This is a genomic window from Aeromonas sp. MaB10011B, assembly GCF_017939325.1.
GTDB lineage: Bacteria > Pseudomonadota > Gammaproteobacteria > Enterobacterales > Aeromonadaceae > Aeromonas > Aeromonas caviae.
In genome coordinates this window covers 23,886-41,871 of sequence record NZ_JAGKRK010000041.1, presented here as the reverse complement: position 1 = coordinate 41,871, position 17,986 = coordinate 23,886, and the positions used below count along the sequence as shown (strand labels likewise).

Sequence of the window (17,986 nt, the reverse complement as noted above, 5' to 3'; positions counted from 1 at the left end):
GGCTGGCTGCGAGGATGACACCTCACAAACAAGCAGCAAAAGATTTAGCGAAAGCTAACCGAATGCGGAGCGGTAGTTCAGTCGGTTAGAATACCGGCCTGTCACGCCGGGGGTCGCGGGTTCGAGTCCCGTCCGCTCCGCCACTACTCAAGAAGCCCAGTCTAACGACTGGGTTTTTTTTCGTTTTCGATACCGTACTCCTTTTCTCTCACATCAACACCACCATCATCCGAGCATCGCCCCTGAGAGAGGTTGCCGCTATAATGGCCGCCCTCAAGCAAGGTGGTGGTATGAAAGCAGAGTATCTACAGCGATTCGGGGGCATAGCCCGTCTTTATGGCCAGCGTGCCCTTGGCTCCTTCAGCCAGGCGAAAGTCTGCGTGGTCGGGATCGGTGGCGTCGGCTCCTGGGCGGCCGAGGCGTTGGCTCGGGCCGGCATCAACCAGATCACCCTGATCGACATGGACGACATCTGTATCACCAACACCAATCGCCAGATCCACGCCATGCAGGGCACGGTCGGCCGTCTCAAGACGGAGGTGATGGCCGAGCGCATCCGTGCCATCAACCCGGATTGCGAGGTGATCGAGGTGGATGACTTCGTCACCGCCGACAACCTGGGCGAGCATATCAAGCGGGAGTTTGACTATGTGGTGGATGCCATCGACTCGGTCAAGGCCAAGGTGGCGCTGATTGCCTTCTGCAAGCGCAACAAGATCCCGGTGATTGTGGCGGGCGGTGCCGGCGGGCAGATGGACCCGATCCAGATCACCGTGGCCGACCTGGCCAAGACCATTCAGGATCCGCTGGCCGCCAAGGTGCGCTCCGACCTGCGCCGACTGCACAACTTCAGCAAGAATCCGGCGCGCAAATTCGGGGTGGAGTGTGTCTTCTCAACCGAGCAACTGAGTTATCCAGATGGTAATGGCGGCACCTGCCAGGCCAAGGGGGCCAGCGACGGCAATATGAAGATGGATTGCGCCTCCGGCTTTGGTGCCGTGACGCCGGTGACGGCCACCTTTGGCTTGGTTGCCGCGTCCCGTGTATTGAAGAAGATTGCCGAGCGGGGAGCCCGCGCCGAGAAAGAGGCCGGAAATGAAGGCGCAGGGTCGATTGGCGAAGCCTGATCGACCACTGGACAAGGCGGATTATACGGCCAGCCCCCGGATTGCCAACACGATAGCTCTGAGCCCGTTGCCCCGCGACGGGCTCAAGTGTTTCTCCAGCCCCAGTTCGGTGAAATAGTCCTTCATGTCGAAGGAGTGGATCGTCGCTGCAGATTGGTGGTTGAGCGCCGCCAGTACGATGACAATCAGACCGCGCACGATGCGGGCATCGGAATCGCAAGCAAAGTGCCAGTTGCCATCCTCACCTTTCTCCCCTTTCAACCAAGCCTGGCTCTCACACCCCTTGAGGCGAAATGCCTCCTGCTGCCATTCGCCGGGCAGTGCAGGCAGCAGTTTGCTGAGCTGGATGATGAGTCGGTACTGGTTCTCCCAGCCGTTTGCTGCCGCAAACTGCTGACGGATGCTATTTGCGTCGGGCTCAACGCCTATCCGGGTGTAGGTTGCGAGGCTGTTCATTGGATTGTCTGCCTTAGAAGAAGTCACGGAGTTTGTGCAGGGCGGCCAGCAGGGCGTCGACATCGTCCCGATTGTTGTAGCAGGCCAGGGAGGCACGCATCGTGCCGCCGATACCGAGCGATTCCATCAGCGGCATGGCGCAGTGATGGCCGACCCGCAGGGCTATGCCCTGCATGTCGAGCAGGGTGGCGGCGTCCTGTGGGTGGATATCCTCCAGCAGGAAGGAGATGGCGCCGGCGCGCTGACCGGGTTCGCCGACCAGACGCAGCCCTGGCACCTGTTGCAGTCCGGCAACCAGATAGTCGGTCAGCGCCGCGTCATGGCTGGCCAATGAATCCTTGTCCTGCTCCATCACAAAGCCGATGGCTGCAGCCAGGCCGATGGCGCCGGCAATATGGGGGGTGCCTGCCTCGAATTTGAAGGGCAGGGTGTTGAAGGTGGTACCGGCAAAGCTGACCCTGTCGATCATCTCGCCTCCCGCTTGCCAGGGCGGCATCCGTTCCAATAGCTCGGTGCGGCCCCACAATACGCCGATGCCGGTCGGGCCATAGAGCTTGTGACCGGAGAAGGCGTAGAAGTCGCAGCCGATGGCCTGCACATCCACCTCGAAGTGGGCCACTGCCTGGGCGCCGTCGATCAGGGTCAGGGCGCCGACCGCCTTGGCCGCCGCCACTATCTGCTCGACTGGGTTGACGGTGCCAAGGGCATTGGAGACGTGGGCCACACTCACCAGTCGGGTACGTGGTCCCAGCAGGGCGTGATAGGCGGCCAGATCGAGATCGCCCCGCTCATCGAGGGGGATGACCCGGATCACCGCACCGGTGCGTTGGGCGACCAGCTGCCAGGGGACGATGTTGGCGTGGTGCTCCAGGGTGCTGAGCACGACTTCATCCCCCGCCCTCAGCTCGCTCATTCCCCAGCTCTGGGCCACCAGATTGATAGCCTCCGTGGTGCCGCGGGTCCAGATCACCTCGTGGCTGCGGGGTGCATTGATAAAGCGGGCAACCGTCTCGCGGGCGGCCTCGAAGGCACGGGTGGCCCGGCCGCTCAGGGCATGGGCGGCGCGGTGCACGTTGGCATTTTCGGCCCGATAATAGTGCGCGATGGCATCCAGCACCACCTGGGGTTTCTGGGTGGTGGCGGCATTGTCCAGATAGACCAGAGGGTGGCCGTTGACCTCTTGTGCCAAGGCCGGAAACTGGCCGCGCAGTCGGGCGTGCTGTTGCTGGTTCATGCTCCCCTCATATCATCTGGAAAAGTCGGCCATGATCCGGAAAATAGCGGTCAAACACAAGGCGCAGTGGCGGGATATTGCCTGCGGTTTCGGCTGCCTGCGGGATCTCTGTTACAATGCCGCCCCTCATCATAAGCCAAGAGATCCGGCCCATGAAGCTCAACCCCAATCAGAACGAAGCGGTCAAGTTTGTCTCCGGCCCTTGCCTGGTGCTGGCGGGTGCCGGATCGGGCAAGACCCGCGTCATCACCAACAAGATTGCCTATCTGGTACAGCAGTGCGGCTACAACGCGCGCAACATCGCCGCCGTCACCTTCACCAACAAGGCGGCGCGGGAGATGAAAGAACGGGTCGGCCAGACCCTCGGTCGCAAGGAGGCGCGGGGGCTGATGGTCTCCACCTTCCACACTCTGGGGCTTGAGATCATCCGCCGCGAGCACAAGAGCCTGAATCTCAAGGCCAATTTTTCCCTGTTCGACGATACCGACCAGCTGGCGCTGCTGAAAGAGCTGACCGAGGCGGAGCTCGATAACGACAAGGACAAGCTCTCGGCCCTCATCAGCCAGATCTCCAACTGGAAGAACGACCTTATCCTGCCGGCTCGCGCCATGCGCATCGCCCGCGGCCCGGAAGAGGTGCTGATGGCCCAGCTCTACGAGCGTTACCACCGCCAGATGGTGGCCTACAACGCGCTGGATTTTGACGACCTCATCGTGATGCCGACCCTGCTGCTCAAGAGCAATCAGGAGGTGCGCGAGCGCTGGCAGAACAAGATCCGCTATCTGCTGGTCGACGAATACCAGGACACCAACACCAGCCAGTACGAGCTGGTGAAGCAGATCGTCGGCGAGCGGGCCCGCTTCACCGTGGTGGGGGACGACGACCAGTCCATCTACTCCTGGCGCGGTGCCAAGCCGCAGAACCTGGTGCTGCTGAACGAAGATTTCCCCAATCTGCGGCTCATCAAGCTGGAGCAGAACTACCGCTCCAAGCGGCGTATTCTCAAGTGCGCCAACATCCTGATCGCCAATAATCCCCATGTCTACGACAAGGCGCTCTTCTCCGAGCTGGACGAGGGGGTGAAGCTCAAGGTGCTGTTTGCCAAGAATGAGGAGCACGAGGCGGAGCGTATCGCCGCCGAGCTGATGGGCCACAAGTTCATGAACCGCACCCGGTTCAAGGATTACGCGATCCTCTATCGGGGCAACCATCAGTCGCGCATCTTCGAGAAGGCGCTGATGACCAACCGCATTCCCTACCGTATCTCGGGCGGTACCTCATTTTTCTCCCGCACCGAGATCAAGGACATCATGGCCTACCTCAAGCTGCTGGTGAACCCGGACGAGGACACCGCCTTCCTGCGGGTGGTCAACCTGCCGCGCCGCGAGATAGGCCCCACTACCCTCGAAAAACTGGGCCAGTACGCCAACCAGCGTGGCAAGAGCCTGTTTGCCGCCAGTTTCGAGCTGGGGCTGGAGCAACACCTCTCCGGACGCGGTCTATCCGCCCTGCAGGCCTTCACCAACTGGCTGGTGAGGCTTGGCGATCAGGCGCTGCGCGGCAATCCGGTGGAGGCGGTACGGGACATGATCAAGGAGATCCATTACGAGGAGTGGCTCTATGAGACCTCCCCCAGTCCGAAGGCGGCGGAGATGCGGATGCAAAACGTCTCCACCCTTTATCGCTGGATCAGCGAGATGCTGGAAGGGGATGAGCTGGAGGAGTCGATGACGCTGGCTCAGGTGGTTACCCGGCTCACCCTGCGGGACATGATGGAGCGTAACGAAGGGGAGGATGAGGCGGATCAGGTGCAGCTGATGACATTGCACGCCTCCAAGGGACTGGAGTTTCCCTATGTCTACATGGTGGGTATGGAGGAGGGGCTGCTGCCCCACCAGACCAGCATCGACGAGGACAACGTGGAGGAGGAGCGACGCCTCGCCTACGTGGGGATCACCCGGGCCCAAACCGAACTGACCTTTACTCTCTGCAAGGAGCGCCGCCAGTTTGGCGAGTCGGTGCGGCCGGAGCCGAGCCGCTTCCTGCTGGAGCTGCCCCAGGATGACCTGGAGTGGGAAAACCAGAAGAAGGTGACGGCCGAGGAGCGCCAGCAGAAGGGGCAGGTTGGTGTCGCCAACCTGCGGGCCCTGTTCAAGAAGGATTGAGGTCGGAAGGCTTGGTCTCTCGAGAAGCCTGACCCAGCAGAGGGGGAATATCGGCTCCCGGCAGCGGGGGGGAGATGTGGCGACCCTGCCCGAGGGCGCAGCCAAGCTCGATGAGCTTTTGCAACTGCTGCTGATTTTCGATCCCCTCGACCACCAGGGTGAAGTCGAGGTCCTGGCAGATGTCCCGCATGGCGCGGATAAGCGCCAGATCCTTGGGTGAGTTCAACATGCGATGGGTGAAGCTATCGTCCACCTTGATGTAATCCACCGGGAAGTGAAACAGGGCGTTGAGGGAAGAGAAGCCGGTGCCGAAGTCATCCAGGCTGACCTGGATCCCTTTCGCCCTCAGTTCATGCAGGGCAGTGAGGGAGTCGGCACTCTGCCGGGAGAGCTCGCGTTCGTTGAACTCAAAGATGAAACATGCGGGGATGACACCCTCCTCCTCCATGATGGTGAGCAGTTGCATGATCTGCTCGTGGCTGGCCAGGTGCTTGCCGGAGAGGTTGATGGCTATCCTGAAACGACCGACCCCGGAGGCGGGCTGCCAAAGCTTCAGTTGCTGGCAGGTGCGCTTGAGGATCTGGCGGTCCAGATCCTGAATGAGGCCGCACTGTTCCGCCAGAGGAATGAAGTCGAATGCATCCTTGAGCTCCCCTTCCTCCGTTATCCAGCGCGCCATCACCTCCAGTCCGACCAGGCGGCTGTCACACAGCCTGATCACCGGCTGGAAGTAGGGCACAATCCGCCCTTCCCGCAAGGCTCTGAAGAGCCGCTCTTCCGGTGACCCCGCCTGTTCGGTACAGGCCTCCGAATACATGACGATGCGGCTGCGACCGTTGCGCTTGGCCTGGTACATGGCGAGGTCTGCCTGGTGCAGCAGTTCACTGACATCGGCCGTTTGCTCCGTCACGCTGGCGACCCCCAGACTGACGGTGATGGTCAGTTCGTTGCCCTGGATCCGGAACGGATGGCCGATACGGCCAATCAGGCGATTGAGCACGGGGCTGATGTCCTCTTCCCGCTGGCTGTTGTCCAGATAGATGACGAATTCGTCCCCTCCGAGCCTCGCCACCATGTCATTTTGCCGGATGCAGCCTTGCAGCCTGCTGCCCAGCTCCTGCAGCAACTGATCGCCAGCACTGTGGCCCAAGGCGTCATTGACCTGCTTGAAGTGATCCACATCGACGAAGATCAGGGTGAAGCCGGCTGTCTGGTAGCGGCGGTAGCGGGTCATGGCATGATGCAGGTGATTCATCAGCAGCGCCCGGTTTGGCAACTGGGTCAGCGGGTCGTGCAGGGCATTGAACTGGAGCCGCCGCTCCAGCTCCTGATGATGCTTGAGCCGTTTCTGCAACCTCAGGTTGGTTTGGCGCAGCTGTTGGAGGCGCTGGTTGATGGACTCCTCCGAGTTGAGCTCATCGAGTTGCTGTCGCACCCTTTTGAGCTCCAGCAACAGGGTCAGCTGATGGCGCAGGAAATCGAGGAACAGCCTGTCATCGGTTTCCAGAGGCCGGGTCATGTTGAGGATGAGGTGGGCAAAGTATTGCTGCTGCTGGCGCAGGGGCAGGCTGTACCAGTAAAGCCCCTCTTCATGGCGCTCTACGCTGTTGGTGCTGTGGCACATGGCCCGAATGATGTCATCGTCGTATGTCAGGTGTGGTGGATAGAGTCGCTCCAGTCGCTGGTTTTCCAGCCGGATCAGCAACATGTCGCTGACCGAGAGCATCTGGCGCAACACAGCTTCCAACTGGGCAAACAGGGCATGCTGAGGCAGGTTGTGAGCCAGGCGCATCACTCGGCCGATCTTCTCGATTTTCTCCTGCCACTGGGGATCCCGCTGCATGAGAGGGGAGGCCTGCCCCGCCAGCTGAGTACCGGTCTGGGTTTCGTGCAGTCGTTTGGCCAGGCACTCCAACAGCAGCCTCAGGGTGGGTGCCTGATCCGGGGTGCTGCGTGCCAGCAACCACTGCACGTCGATATGCTCCACAGGCTGCACGCACCAGCCCTGACCTTCATCGAGCCGGGTGAGCTGTTCGGTGAGGCGAGGTTCTTCCCGTCCCAATTGTTGCTTGAACACGTCGGGAAGCTGATAGGTGTAGCGCCAGTTCAGCCCCCCGTCGGCCAGCCCCAGCATGGCGAAATGTTGCAGAGGGCAGAGTGTGTCCAGCAGACCGACCAGTCGGGCGTAATCCTCGGGGGAGGCAATGCCGGGGGCGGGGAAATCCATGATGGAGGAGACGACCGCCAGCAAGGAGTGCGAGTCTGGCGGTGTGGTGGGCTGAACTGACATGCAACACTCCCGAAAAAACTTACCTTCAAGCGTAGTCGGAAGTGATGGGATTGAAAGGGCTGCAAGAGGAGCCCTTTCAATTACTTAGAGCTTGTCGATCATGTAGTGAATGGCGTTCTCGATCTCTTCGTCACTGCAGGTGGCGCAGGTCCCCCGCGGTGGCATCATGCCAGCCTTGCCGGTGAAGCCTTCGATGGCGTGTTTGCGCAAGGTGTCGAAGCCCTGGGCGATGCGTGGCTCCCAGGCGGCCTTGTCACCTCGCTTGGGGGCGCCGGCGGCACCGGTATCGTGGCAGGCGAAGCAGGCACCCTTGAACACGGTTTCGCCGTCACGGGGGCCGGAGGAGGCTGCCGCAGGCGCGGCCGCGGCGGTCGCAATGCCTTCCAGATCCTTGGCGGTATAAACCTGGCCAACCGGGGCAATACGCTCGGCGATGGCCTCTGTCGACATGTCATCGGCGGCAAGGACTGCGCCGGACAGAGTGGCGGCCGCCATCCCGGCAGCCAGCAAATAGCTCAGTTTTTTCAACACGCTCATGTACTCCCAGCAGGCTCTTATTATCCCCAGAAAACGACGGGATTATAACCGAATAGTTACAGCCATTTAAACGCTTGTGTGTGAAGTGTTAAGCAATCTGCAAACAAAGTGGTAGAGCGGGAAGGGGTGATCCCACATAAAAAAAACCGGCATGCGCCGGGTTTCGTGAGGCTGAACAAAATAGGGCGCGCTGATTGCCCAGGCGCCCCTCGCGTGTCCTCAATCCCAGTTCAGGATCACCTTGCCGGACTTGCCGGAGCCCATGGCTTCGAAGCCCTGCTGGAAGTCATCGATATGGAAATGGTGGGTGATGATGGGGCTGAGATCCAGGCCAGACTGGATGAGGCTTGCCATCTTGTACCAGGTTTCGAACATTTCGCGGCCGTAGATCCCCTTGATGAAGAGTCCCTTGAAGATCACCTTGCCCCAGTCGATGGCCATGGTGGAGGGAGGAATGCCGAGCATGGCGATTTTGCCGCCGTGGTTCATCTTGTCGATCATGTCCTGGAAGGCGCTGGGCACCCCGGACATCTCCAGCCCCACATCGAACCCTTCGGTCATGCCGAGATCTTCCATGACATCGGAGAGCTTCTCCTTGGCTACGTTGACGGCACGGGTGGCGCCCATCTTGCGGGCCAGTTCCAGCCGGTATTCGTTGACGTCGGTGATCACCACGTGACGGGCGCCAACGTGACGGCAGACGGCAGCGGCCATGATGCCGATGGGGCCTGCGCCGGTGATGAGCACGTCTTCACCCACCAGATCGAAGGAGAGGGCGGTGTGCACGGCGTTGCCGAACGGATCGAAGATGGCGGCCAGCTCATCGGGGATGTTGTCCGGCAGCTTGAAGGCGTTGAAGGCCGGGATCACCAGGTATTCGGCGAAGGAACCCGGGCGGTTCACACCCACACCAATGGTGTTGCGGCACAGGTGGGTGCGACCGGCACGGCAGTTGCGGCAGTGGCCGCAGGTGATGTGGCCTTCGCCGGAGACGCGATCGCCGATGGCGAAGCCGCGCACTTCCTGGCCGACGGCGACCACCTCTCCCACATACTCGTGCCCCACCACCATGGGGACGGGAATGGTCTTCTGGGCCCACTCGTCCCAGTTGTAGATGTGCATGTCGGTGCCGCAGATGGCGGTCTTGCGGATCTTGATGAGCAGATCGTTGTGGCCGAGCTCGGGAGCCGGGACATCAGTCATCCAGATGCCGACTTCGGATTTGAGTTTGGAGAGTGCTTTCATGACAGATTCCTCACGGCGCCATGCCGGGTACAGAGGGTAATAAAATGGGGCCCAACCTTGGCCCCCGTTTTAATCAGCCAGCCATGTGATCAAATCACACCGAGCTCGCGACCGATGCGAATGAAGGCATCGATCGCCTTGTCCAGTTGCTCCCGGGTATGGGCGGCGGACATCTGGGTCCGGATGCGCGCCTGACCCTTGGGTACCACGGGGAAGGAGAAGCCCACCACATAGATACCGGCGTCCAGCATGCGGCTCGCCATCTCGGCGGCCAGTTTGGCATCCCCCAGCATGACCGGAATGATGGCGTGATCGGCACCGGCCAGGGTAAAGCCGGCGGCGCTCATGCGCTCGCGGAAGTAGGCACTGTTCTCCTTGAGGCGGGCACGCAGGTCGTGACCCTCGGCCAGCATGTCGATCACCTTGATGGTGGCCGAGACGATGGAGGGTGCCAGGGAGTTGGAGAAGAGGTAGGGACGGGAGCGCTGACGCAACCAGTCGATCACCTCTTTCTTGCCGGAGGTGTAGCCACCGGACGCGCCACCCAGCGCCTTGCCCAGGGTACCGGTGATGATGTCGACCCGTTCCATCACCTCGCAGTATTCGTGGGTGCCGCGGCCGTTCTCACCGATGAAGCCGACGGCGTGGGAGTCATCCACCATCACCAGCGCATCGTACTTGTCGGCCAGATCGCAGATGGATTTGAGGTCGGCGATGACGCCATCCATGGAGAAGACACCGTCGGTGGCGATCAGTTTGAAGCGGGCGCCGTCGGCATCGGCCTGCTTGAGCTGGGCTTCCAGTTCGGCCATGTCGTTGTTGGCGTAGCGATAGCGCCTGGCCTTGCACAACCGCACCCCATCGATGATGGAGGCATGGTTGAGGGCGTCGGAGATGATGGCGTCTTCGGCACCGAATAGGGTCTCGAACAGACCGCCGTTGGCGTCGAAGCAGGAGGAGTAGAGGATGCTGTCTTCGGTGCCGAGGAAGGCGGACAGCTTCTGCTCCAGCTCCTTGTGCTGGTCCTGGGTACCGCAGATGAAGCGCACGGAGGCCATGCCGAAGCCGTGGCTCTCGAGCCCCTGATGGGCGGCGGCAATCAGGTCGGGGTGGTTGGCCAGCCCCAGGTAGTTGTTGGCACAGAAGTTCAGTACCTGCTCGCCGCCCACCGCAATCTGGGCCTGCTGGGCCGAGGTGATGATGCGCTCCTGCTTGTATAGCCCTTCCGCCTTGACTTGTTCGAGCTGTTCGGTCAGGTGACGATAGAATCCGTTAGACATCCTCGGTCCTCATTGCTGTATCGACTGTGTTATCAGGATCCCGGGCCGTGCAACCCGCATGGTTCGGCGTTGTCACGGTCGCGACGAAACGCCGACAGACCCTAGAATGGGCAACATTTTACTGTAATCCCTGCGTATAAATTCAAATTTTTATGCTGATAATCAACAATTGTGAAACAGATCTCACCCGGCTGGTTGGGCCAGTTGGAGATAATGTTGCTCCAGTTGATGTATCTGGGGGGCCACTTGTGGCTGCACGTAGGGGCGCAGCAAAAACAGCACCCGCAAGACCCCCTGGTAGAGCAGGGGCTTGGTGATGCGGGTGGCCGGGGCCTGGGCGATCTGGAACGGGATCCAGCAGGTGACGACCATCTTGATGGTCTGACCGAGATCCGGCAGGTCTTCATCGCTGACGGCGATGATACCGCCTTCGCGCAGGCTTCTGAGCAGCGTCTCCACGGTGGCACGGAGCTGCTCCTGTGCCTTGAGGTATTTCTGCTGCAGAAGCTCGTCGCGACTCAGGATGTCCGGCAGGTTCGCGTAGAAGAAGCGGAACTGCCACATCAAATAAAAGATGGCATCCAGGTAGCCCATCAGATCCTCCAGCCGGATCTCGCTGCTGCGGATCGGAGTGAAGCTGTCGCTCAGGTGGCGGGCGTACTGATCGAAGATGGAGTGGATGATGTCTTCTTTGTTTCTGAAGTGGTAGTAAAGGTTGCCCGGGCTGATGCCAAGGTGTGCGGCAATGTGGTTGGTGGTGATGTTGCGCTCGCCCTGATCGTTGAACAGCTCGGTGGCGCTGTGGATGATCCTGTCTCTGGTCTTCATCGCTGGTCCCTCTGCCGGGCCCTAAGGGGAAAAGTCATCGAGGTCGAATCCCCTTGCGGCCCGTGATAAACTTTTCGGCAATTTCAAATTGGCCCACTATACACAGCTTTAACAGGCAGTCACACGGGGCCACAACGTACGCGAGGCAAACTCCATGATCGTAGTAACTGGCGGTGCTGGCTTTATCGGCAGCAATCTGGTCAAGCAGCTGAACGCTCAAGGACGGACCGATATCGTGGTCATCGATGACCTGACCGACGGCACCAAGTTCGTCAACCTGGTCGACCTCACCATCGCCGACTACATGGACAAGGACGAGTTCCAGGCGCGGATCGTCTCCGGTGACGAATTCGAGGAGTGGGATGACGGCATCGAGGTGATCTTCCACGAAGGCGCCTGCTCCGCGACCACCGAGTGGAACGGCAAGTTCATCATGGAGGTCAACTACGAGTACTCCAAGGATCTGTTCCACTACTGCATCGAGCGGGAAATCCCCTTCATCTACGCCTCTTCCGCCGCGACCTATGGCGGGCGCAACGACAACTTCATCGAAGACCCGAGGTTCGAACAGCCCCTCAACGTCTACGGCTACTCCAAGCAGCTGTTCGATCAGTACGTGCGTCGCTGGATGCCGGAGATCAACTCCCAGGTGGTGGGTCTCAAGTACTTCAACGTCTATGGTCCCCGCGAGCAGCACAAGGGATCCATGGCGTCCGTGGCCTTCCACCTCAATACCCAGGTGAAGCAGGGTGACAATCCCAAGCTGTTCGAGGGCTGTGACGGCTTTCCGGATGGCGGCCAGATGCGCGACTTCATCTACGTGGACGACGTCTGCAAGGTGAACCTCTGGTTCTGGCAGAATCCGCAGCACTCCGGCATCTTCAACTGCGGCACCGGCCGTGCCGAGCCGTTCCAGAACGTGGCGGAAGCCGTGATCAGGCATCACCAGAAAGGCGCCATCGAATACATTCCCTTCCCGGATCACCTCAAGGGTCGCTACCAGAGCTTCACCCAGGCGGATCTCACCAAGTTGCGCGGCGTCGGCTATGACGGCGAGTTCAAGACTGTGGCCGAAGGCGTGGCCGATTACATGGCCTGGTTGAACCGGGCTTGATCCCCCTCTGGCGGGTGGCTCTGGCCACCCGTCGATCGGATGCGCTTGCATGAACATATTGATGGCTCTCTCCCAGCTCGAAGTGACGGGCGCGGAGGTCTATGCCACCACGGTCGGCAACGAGCTGACCCGCCGTGGCCACCAGGTTTTCTACGTCTCTGACACCCTGACCAAACCGACTCTGGGGCCGGTCTTTCGGTTGCGCTTCAACAAGCGCAGCATCCTGCGCCGCTTCTGGCACGTCTTCTATCTCATCTATCTGATCCGCAAGCACAGGATCCAGCTTGTGCACGCCCATTCGCGCGCCTCGGGCTGGAGCAGCTACGTCGCCTGCAAGCTGACCGGCACCCCCATGATCACCACGGTGCACGGGCGCCAGCCGGTACACGCCTCCCGCAAGGCATTCCATGCGCTGGGCTACCGGGCGGTGGCGGTGTGCGAGGATATCGCCAGCCAGATCATCGACAACCTGGGGGTGGACCCGGCCATGGTGCAGGTGCTGCGCAACGGCATCGAGACCGACAAGTTCCAGCCCGTGCCGATACCGGACAACGACAAACCGGTGATCGCCATCATTGGTCGGCTGAGCGGTCCCAAGGGGGAGCTCTGCTACCGGTTGCTGGACGAGGTGCTGGATCTGGAAGCCTGCCGGGTGCGCGTCGTCAGCGGCACCCAGGTGCCGGCGCGTTTTGCCCGTTTTCAGGACAAGGTCGACTTCGTCGGCTATGTGGACGATGTGCCCGCCCTGATGGCGGGCTGCGATCTGGTGATCGGTGCCGGTCGGGTGGCGATGGAGGCGCTGCTGTGCGGTCGTCCGGCGTTTGCCATCGGCGAAGCCAGGGCCATCGGTCTGGTGACGGAGCAGAATCTGGACGAGGCCCTCGCCAGCAACTTCGGCGACATCGGCCCCAGGGATCTGGCCATCGACTTTGCCGGGCTGAAGGCGCAGATCCCTTCGGCGCTGGCCTCCAAGGTGGTGCCAGACCCAGTGCGCCAACGGATCCTGCAAGAGTATGATTTGCAAGGCGTCGTGACCGGGCTGGAATCCGTCTATCAGGACGCCGTGGTCGAGACCCTGCGCCGGGAGATGCCGGTCATCATGTATCACCGCTTCATCGAGCACGAGAGCGAAAAGGGAGTGCATGGCACCTGGCTCCCGGTCGCCATGTTCGAGAAGCACCTCAAGCTGATGAAGTGGCTGGGCTACGAGACGCTGACATTTGCCGACCTGGCGGAGAACGGGTTCATCCACCGGCTGCAATACGGCAAGAAGTACCTGATGATCACCGTGGACGACGGCTATCGGGACAACCTCACCCGCATGCTGCCGCTACTGGAAAAGTATGGCTACAAGGCGGTGGTCTATGTGGTGACCGGTGAGGATCACAATCGTTGGGATGTGGAGCACCCGACTCACCCCGATACCCCGGTGACCCTGATGACCCCGGACGAAATCAAGGCGCTGGTGGCCTCCGGTCATGTGGAGATCGGGGGCCATACCCTGACTCACCCCCGCCTGAGCACGCTCCCCCCAGAGGAGCAGGCCCACCAGATCCAGGCCAACAAGGCCTGGCTGGAGCAGTTGCTCGGCCATCCCCTGATCTCGTTTGCCTATCCTTACGGGGATCTGAACGACAGTGCAAAAGCCCAGGCCGTTGCCGCCGGTTATCGCTATGCTGTGGCCACCAACAGCGGCCCCAGAGCCATGCACCGGGATCCGTTCCAGATCCGCCGGATCGCCATCTTCCCCCGCACCGACATGTTTGGTCTGTGGCGCAAGATCCGTGGCAACTATGTCTTCCGAAAAACCTGACAGGGATACACCTTGATCCGTATGACAGATCATGACTCATCGACGAGTGACGATTTTCTCCGCATCTTTCACGGCCAGGCGTTCGGCAACTTCATCTTCCTGAATATTCTGGGTTACACCCTGTTCAAGGATTCGATTCAGCTGATCGCCGACGTCTGCCAGACCATCATAGTGTTGGCCACCCTGATGGCCTTCTATGTGGAGAGGACCTCCTTTGCAAGGAACAGGATCTTTCAACTGCTCTGTCTGGCCGTGGTGGTACAGTGCCTGAGCTGGGTCGCATCCAGACAGTTCGTGCCCGAGTATGCCCTCAAGTACCCTTCTGTGAAGTCGATGGCATACCTCTTCTTTTTCCTTGGTCTCGCCTACTGGCTGAAGGGGGACCCTCGCCGCATCGTCATCACCCTGCTGACCTTCTGCCTCGGTGTCATTTTCACCTTTGCCTATCACTCATCCTTCTTCTCCATCGTCGAGACAGGTCTTGATGGGGCCAGGGTAGATTTCAATTACCGCAATGCCCAGCACGGCTCCCTGATCGCGGGGGCCTGCTTCCTGTTTTTTGTGCTCTTGTTGCTTACATCGAAATTCAGGAAGCTGTCGCTGGGCAATGCCGGGATCCTGCTCGGCATCCTGTTGTTCGGGGTCTTCTCCGTCATTCTGCAGTCCCGTCAGTCCTGGCTGGCGATCTCGGCTTCGCTGGCCATCCTCCCCTTGCTGGGGGGAGGAGAGCACTGGCCAAGGCGCAAGGTGGTGTTGACCTACGCCATCTTGCTGATGACCATGCTGGCGCTTTATCAGGTTTCGTTCATCCGGGAGCGGTTGCTGGCCGGCTTCGTGCATCAGGGGGATGTGCATGCCATCCTGACGGGTAACTGGAACGAGGTACGGGACTTCAGCATCGGGGTGAGATTGAAGACCTGGCTGGAGGCCATCCAGTGGTTCCTGGCTCACCCCTTCTTCGGGACAGGCTATGGCAGCCAGTCGTTGGTGATCACCCTCTCCAAGACGCTGCCTGACTACATTACCCGGGAGTTTCGTCACCTGCACAACTCCAACATGGAAACACTGGTGTGCTGGGGGGTAGCCGGTTTCCTGGTGTTGTATGGCACGCTCTTCTCGGTGCTCCGCCAGGTGCTGTGCTGTCCGGTTTCGTCCCGTTTCATCAAGATGCTGGCCATCTCCTTCATCCTCTATTGGCTCATCATCAACAACTTCGAATCATTCTTCTACATGCGCTCCGGGCAGTGGGTATTCAGCGTCTTCATGGGCGCCATCTACTCGGCCGCATTGCATTGGGAACTGAACAGGTTTGGAAAGGAAGGTCATGAAAATTTACGTCATTAGTCTGGACAGGGCCGTCGAGCGGCGCAGTCGTGTCGAGTCTGTGCTCTCTGCCAGAGGCATCCCCTTCGAATTTTTCAGCGCAGTGAACGGTTTTGAGGGGCTGCCCGAGCGGCTGCAAGCCCTGCCGGATGATCAGCACAGGATCCGGTTTCGCAGCAGACCGCTGACGCCCGGGGAAAAGGGGTGCTATGCCAGCCACTATCTGCTGTGGGAGAAGTGTGTCGAGCTCGACGAGCCCATCCTCATCCTGGAAGACGATTTCCTGCCCACCCAGTATTTTGAAGAGGTGGTGGGTACCCTGCCGAAGATCCACGAACAGTACGAGTACGTGAAGGTGGAACCCCAGATCGGTACCGCCACGGCCCTGACTACAGTGGACAACATGCAGCTCATGTTCTGGCACAACAACTCGTGCTGGACCACGGGATACAGCATCTCTCCCCAAGGGGCCCGCCGGTTGCTGGCCCACAGCCAGCGGTGGCTCTGTTCGGTCGACAACTTCATCGGTGAGTCCTATCGCACCGGGCTCATCTGTACCGGCCTGATTCCCTATGCCATCTACAGTCCGCGGGACATGGGCAGCGACATCCAGAATCAGGTCGTGCTGAAGAAAGTTCCGCTGGGATTCAAGTTGACTCGTGAACTCTATCGCTTCTACCGCTTCGTCAGGATGGCCCTGTGGAACATGAAACAGGCGGGGGGCAAGGCATGAGTGCGACCAACAGAACCATTCACGCCATCTGGCTCGGCAGCCGCTTGCCTCCTCTGGCGCACGTGTGCATCGATGACTGGCGCAAGCAGGGTTACGACTACAAGCTCTGGCTGGACACGGATCCGCAGGTCAAACGCTGGATACAGGAGTGCACCTTTGCCCGGGAGTGCTACCGACGAGGCCTGTTGGCCTTCGTGACCGATTACCTGAGGCTCAAGATCCTCGCTCAGGAAGGGGGTCTGTATCTGGATACCGATGTCACCATCAACCAGGATCCCTTCCCGCTCTTCGAGTCCGTGGCCTTTAGCGTTGGCTACGAATCCGATCGGCTGATCGGCACCGCGGTCATCTACGCCAGACAGGATTCGGCCATGCTGTCCGAACTGGTGCGCTTCTATGAACAGGAGATCATGTCCTCTCCCATGTACATGGGGCCGGAGATCATGACACACCTGGTCTCGGAGAAGCTGGCATCATCAGGGGATACCGCCCTGATCGCCCCCGTGCACTATTTCTACAACTACCAGGGGGAGGCGATTCATTTCGAGCCGGCGGCAGAGCGCTACATGACTCACTGGTTCCAGCACAGCTGGAAACGCTCATCCGGTCTTGTGTTCCTGCGTGCCAAGGCCAAAGGCTGGTCAGGGTATCTCTATGAATGGCAGAAGGAGTTCTTCCGCCTGCGCAAATGATGGTGATATGGCATCACCGTGCTAGACAGTGGGCAGGGGAGCCGTGTCTCCATCTGCCTGCTTGCCGGTGACAGGAGTGACTTGACTCCAGAGCTGATCCAGCTGCATTTGTACCTCGCGCACTTCCTGCTGCGGATCCTGGCGACCCGTGTCGACGAAGCGATAACGGGGATGAGAGACGGGATTGGCAATGGCGGAGTGTCCGAGGGGAGAGACGATGGTGAGCAGGGGGATATCCAGCGCCTGCGCCATGTGCCGTGGGCCTGTGTCGTTGCCGACGAAAAGCTGGCAATGGGCGAAGAGCCCCACCAGCTCCCGTACCGAGCGGGTCTGAACATGGTCAAACACGCTGGCCTGCAGCGCTGCTGGCAGTAACGGCTTCAGGCTGCGGTTGTACTCCTCTTCCCCCGGCCCGCAGTAGATCAGGATCTGGGCGTCGTGCTGCTCGATCAGCCAGCGCGCCACCTCGGCGAAACAGTCGATGGGCCAGCGCTTGTAGTGACCGAGGGAGTTCACTCCCATGGCGATGAGTGGCCGGGTCGGGTCGACGCCAGCGGCCAGCAGGGTCTCGCGCCCCCGTTGTCTCTCCCCGTCGCTGAGCCAGAGATAGTAGTTGCGATCCTCCCTGGCGAGACCCAGGGGCTTGAGCAGTGAAAATCGGTCGTCCACCAGAGTGCTGTTACCCTGATGCTCGGTGTCATGGCGAAAGCGCACGATGCGGTTGTGGCCCAGGCGCCATGGGAAGGAGTCGAAGCCGATCCGCAGGCGGGCGCCGGAGAAGAGGCAGGTGAGCAGGCCTATCATCTGGCCCTGGCTGTTGATCACCACATCGTAGCGTTCGCGGCGAATGCCCAGCAGCAAATCCTTCATGTAGCGCCACTCGTTGCGGCGCGCCTTCTCGATGATGATCAACCGATCGATGTTGGGGTTTCCCTCTGCCATGCCCGCGCAGTAATCCATGACCAGATAGTGAACTTTCCCGGCAGGGTCGTGCTGCTTGAGGTTGTTGCACAGTGCGGTGGAGATCAGCACATCTCCTATCTGTTTGGTTTGTACTACCAGGTATTTCATGGAAAGGGCCTCGAGCGAGGTCGGGTTGAACGTCAGCGCATCAGCATATCGCACTCCCCTGTCAGATGCTGCCGCTAT

The 17,986-nt window shown here is 60.3% G+C and carries 15 protein-coding genes and 1 tRNA gene; 8 read left to right on the top strand and 8 right to left on the bottom strand.

Annotated elements, in window-relative coordinates; translation table 11 throughout:
• Positions 1–66 precede the first annotated feature (66 nt).
• Both J9893_RS12110 and tcdA read left to right on the top strand, forming a co-directional pair.
• Positions 67–143, top strand: a tRNA-Asp gene (locus J9893_RS12110).
• Between the two features lie 147 nt (positions 144–290).
• Positions 291–1,127 (top strand): tRNA cyclic N6-threonylcarbamoyladenosine(37) synthase TcdA, encoded by an 837-nt coding sequence (gene tcdA / locus J9893_RS12105; RefSeq protein ID WP_143238267.1) that lies wholly within the window; start codon positions 291–293, stop codon positions 1,125–1,127.
• Positions 1,128–1,148: 21 nt separating this feature from the next.
• Here tcdA and J9893_RS12100 read toward each other — a convergent pair whose 3' ends face one another.
• Entirely contained in the window at positions 1,149–1,583 is a 435-nt protein-coding gene (locus tag J9893_RS12100; protein WP_185975493.1) for a SufE family protein, read from the bottom strand.
• 13 nt (positions 1,584–1,596) lie between these two features.
• The gene (locus tag J9893_RS12095; RefSeq protein ID WP_210600796.1) at positions 1,597–2,817 is read right to left on the bottom strand and encodes a cysteine desulfurase; all 1,221 of its coding nucleotides are present in this window, start codon (positions 2,815–2,817) and stop codon (positions 1,597–1,599) included.
• A 152-nt stretch (positions 2,818–2,969) separates the two neighbouring features.
• Here J9893_RS12095 and rep point away from each other — a divergent pair, with 152 nt between their 5' ends.
• Entirely contained in the window at positions 2,970–4,982 is a 2,013-nt protein-coding gene (gene rep / locus J9893_RS12090; RefSeq protein WP_143238264.1) for a DNA helicase Rep, read from the top strand.
• Here rep and J9893_RS12085 read toward each other — a convergent pair.
• From J9893_RS12085 to J9893_RS12065, 5 genes are all read right to left on the bottom strand, one after another.
• On the bottom strand, positions 4,969–7,272 hold the full coding sequence (locus tag J9893_RS12085) for a bifunctional diguanylate cyclase/phosphodiesterase (protein WP_143238263.1): 2,304 nt from the start codon (positions 7,270–7,272) through the stop codon (positions 4,969–4,971). The two genes, rep and J9893_RS12085, sit on opposite strands and share 14 nt — an antisense overlap.
• An 84-nt stretch (positions 7,273–7,356) precedes the next feature.
• Complete coding sequence (locus tag J9893_RS12080; protein ID WP_039041132.1) at positions 7,357–7,809, bottom strand: c-type cytochrome; 453 nt, start codon at positions 7,807–7,809, stop codon at positions 7,357–7,359.
• Positions 7,810–8,028: 219 nt separating this feature from the next.
• Complete coding sequence (tdh, locus tag J9893_RS12075; protein ID WP_010672427.1) at positions 8,029–9,054, bottom strand: L-threonine 3-dehydrogenase; 1,026 nt, start codon at positions 9,052–9,054, stop codon at positions 8,029–8,031.
• Positions 9,055–9,143: 89 nt separating this feature from the next.
• Complete coding sequence (locus J9893_RS12070; RefSeq protein WP_052815560.1) at positions 9,144–10,334, bottom strand: glycine C-acetyltransferase; 1,191 nt, start codon at positions 10,332–10,334, stop codon at positions 9,144–9,146.
• Between the two features lie 183 nt (positions 10,335–10,517).
• Positions 10,518–11,162 (bottom strand): TetR/AcrR family transcriptional regulator, encoded by a 645-nt coding sequence (locus J9893_RS12065; RefSeq protein WP_052815559.1) that lies wholly within the window; start codon positions 11,160–11,162, stop codon positions 10,518–10,520.
• A 154-nt stretch (positions 11,163–11,316) separates the two neighbouring features.
• On the opposite strand from J9893_RS12065, the gene rfaD reads away from it, so the two are divergent.
• From rfaD to J9893_RS12040, 5 genes are read left to right on the top strand one after another with little or no spacing between them, the layout of a single operon-like run.
• A complete protein-coding gene (gene rfaD / locus J9893_RS12060) occupies positions 11,317–12,276 on the top strand; it encodes an ADP-glyceromanno-heptose 6-epimerase (protein WP_039041134.1) in 960 nt (319 codons plus the stop codon).
• Between the two features lie 49 nt (positions 12,277–12,325).
• Positions 12,326–14,089, top strand: a complete 1,764-nt coding sequence (locus J9893_RS12055) for a polysaccharide deacetylase family protein (RefSeq protein WP_143238262.1) — start codon at positions 12,326–12,328, stop codon at positions 14,087–14,089.
• A 21-nt stretch (positions 14,090–14,110) separates the two neighbouring features.
• The gene (locus tag J9893_RS12050) at positions 14,111–15,433 is read left to right on the top strand and encodes an O-antigen ligase family protein (protein WP_235690616.1); all 1,323 of its coding nucleotides are present in this window, start codon (positions 14,111–14,113) and stop codon (positions 15,431–15,433) included.
• A complete protein-coding gene (locus J9893_RS12045; RefSeq protein ID WP_042864640.1) occupies positions 15,414–16,145 on the top strand; it encodes a glycosyltransferase family 25 protein in 732 nt (243 codons plus the stop codon). Before J9893_RS12050 ends, J9893_RS12045 begins: the two co-directional genes overlap by 20 nt.
• On the top strand, positions 16,142–16,837 hold the full coding sequence (locus tag J9893_RS12040; protein WP_143238260.1) for a TcdA/TcdB catalytic glycosyltransferase domain-containing protein: 696 nt from the start codon (positions 16,142–16,144) through the stop codon (positions 16,835–16,837). The genes J9893_RS12045 and J9893_RS12040 overlap by 4 nt, the downstream gene beginning before the upstream one ends.
• Before the next feature lie 21 nt (positions 16,838–16,858).
• Here J9893_RS12040 and J9893_RS12035 read toward each other — a convergent pair whose 3' ends face one another.
• Positions 16,859–17,908: a glycosyltransferase family 9 protein gene (locus J9893_RS12035; RefSeq protein WP_210600797.1), complete on the bottom strand. Its 1,050-nt coding sequence runs from the start codon at positions 17,906–17,908 to the stop codon at positions 16,859–16,861.
• Positions 17,909–17,986: the final 78 nt, after the last annotated feature.

Coding starts and splice junctions, on each gene's coding strand:
- J9893_RS12065 (WP_052815559.1), bottom strand. CDS start 11,162: ATGAAGACCAGAGACAGGATCATCCACAGCGCCACCGAGCTGTTCAAC.
- J9893_RS12080 (WP_039041132.1), bottom strand. CDS start 7,809: ATGAGCGTGTTGAAAAAACTGAGCTATTTGCTGGCTGCCGGGATGGCG.
- J9893_RS12070 (WP_052815560.1), bottom strand. CDS start 10,334: ATGTCTAACGGATTCTATCGTCACCTGACCGAACAGCTCGAACAAGTC.
- J9893_RS12095 (WP_210600796.1), bottom strand. CDS start 2,817: ATGAACCAGCAACAGCACGCCCGACTGCGCGGCCAGTTTCCGGCCTTG.
- J9893_RS12050 (WP_235690616.1), top strand. CDS start 14,111: ATGACAGATCATGACTCATCGACGAGTGACGATTTTCTCCGCATCTTT.
- rep (WP_143238264.1), top strand. CDS start 2,970: ATGAAGCTCAACCCCAATCAGAACGAAGCGGTCAAGTTTGTCTCCGGC.
- J9893_RS12100 (WP_185975493.1), bottom strand. CDS start 1,583: ATGAACAGCCTCGCAACCTACACCCGGATAGGCGTTGAGCCCGACGCA.
- tcdA (WP_143238267.1), top strand. CDS start 291: ATGAAAGCAGAGTATCTACAGCGATTCGGGGGCATAGCCCGTCTTTAT.
- J9893_RS12055 (WP_143238262.1), top strand. CDS start 12,326: ATGAACATATTGATGGCTCTCTCCCAGCTCGAAGTGACGGGCGCGGAG.
- J9893_RS12040 (WP_143238260.1), top strand. CDS start 16,142: ATGAGTGCGACCAACAGAACCATTCACGCCATCTGGCTCGGCAGCCGC.
- J9893_RS12035 (WP_210600797.1), bottom strand. CDS start 17,908: ATGAAATACCTGGTAGTACAAACCAAACAGATAGGAGATGTGCTGATC.
- tdh (WP_010672427.1), bottom strand. CDS start 9,054: ATGAAAGCACTCTCCAAACTCAAATCCGAAGTCGGCATCTGGATGACT.
- rfaD (WP_039041134.1), top strand. CDS start 11,317: ATGATCGTAGTAACTGGCGGTGCTGGCTTTATCGGCAGCAATCTGGTC.
- J9893_RS12085 (WP_143238263.1), bottom strand. CDS start 7,272: ATGTCAGTTCAGCCCACCACACCGCCAGACTCGCACTCCTTGCTGGCG.
- J9893_RS12045 (WP_042864640.1), top strand. CDS start 15,414: ATGAAAATTTACGTCATTAGTCTGGACAGGGCCGTCGAGCGGCGCAGT.